Origin of the sequence: Bradyrhizobium sp. DN3 (genome assembly GCF_041357655.1) — a bacterium.
In the GTDB taxonomy this organism is placed as follows: Bacteria; Pseudomonadota; Alphaproteobacteria; order Rhizobiales; family Xanthobacteraceae; genus Bradyrhizobium.
The window spans coordinates 1-1,061 of sequence record NZ_JAULLN010000086.1 but is presented as its reverse complement, the minus strand read 5'-3'; the positions used below and the strand labels follow the sequence as shown (position 1 = coordinate 1,061).

1 protein-coding gene is annotated in these 1,061 nt (G+C 58.5%); it reads right to left on the bottom strand.

The genetic code is table 11. The features are described 5' to 3' along the window. Positions 1 to 738: 738 nt before the first annotated feature. Positions 739 to 1,061, bottom strand: a 323-nt coding sequence (locus AAE027_RS39450) for a transposase (protein ID WP_370991176.1), incomplete at its 5' end; no start/stop codon positions are given.

Here is a 1,061-nt window from a genome sequence, read left to right as displayed (position 1 = left end):
TGAATCACTGATATCTCTGCGTCGCAACAGCCGTCTTTTTCAACAGAATCGGCCAACAGCGGAAGTTAGCTCGGCTCATCACGGGAAGGTCCCGACAGTAGCGAGCACAAGCCCATGCACACTGCTCCAGACAAAACAAACGGCGTCAACGCTAGGGGCGGGATGGACTGTCTCGTTATCGAGAGTAGGAGAAGAGCCACAGTCGCCGCGCCAACGATTGCGCTTAGAGGTGCCCTGAGCGGCAGGGGGATGAAATGTGCGAAGTAGCCGTCGACAGGTCCGGTGGCGATTGAAACGGCAAGCGAGAACAAGAAGGCCCAGATCGCGGTTTCCTCACCAATACGTCCTGTTTCAATTAGATCGATTACGACGGCTGATGCGATGCCAAGCGCGGGGCCGAGGAGCGAGAACACGAGAGTTCTCCTCATTGAGACCAACCCTTGCGGACCTGACATTCTGTGCGTCACGAATTAGCGCTCCCGGCGCGCGACCGCGAGCCGTTCCGTACACAAAATCCCGGCATAAACCAAGTAAACCGAAGGCCCGATCAACTGTTAAGATTTGAGTCAAGCGTGAGGTCCGCAACGGGTCTTGGTTGTGTGCAAACCGATAGGTCGGCACGCGGCCGTGGTCGCCAATCATTGCAGGCGGCCGATGTTCTCGCGTCGGATCGTTCAATGATCGGCCAAGGTGGGTATCGCGACGCGATATTGCGCTTTTGGACGCACTTTCCGGCCTTCAGGCGGCGCGGATGGCTGCAATCAGGCTTGGTTTGCCGACGATGTTCATCGCCCGAGTGAGGTTATAGGCAAGGACATGCAACGCCATCTCGGCGGCAACGTTCCGTAGGCGCTTCATCAGGAAGTGGGTCGCACCCATACGGGCTTTGATCGTGCCGAAGGGATGCTCGACCGTCTCGCGTCGCGTCCGCATGGCGTCGGGATTGGAATCGAGCCGTCTCTGGACCTCCTCGACTACGTGCTCATGCTCCCAACGCGTGATGCGGCGCTCCTTGGACGGCGTACATTGGCTCTTGATCGCGCAGCCTTGGCATGCCGCCG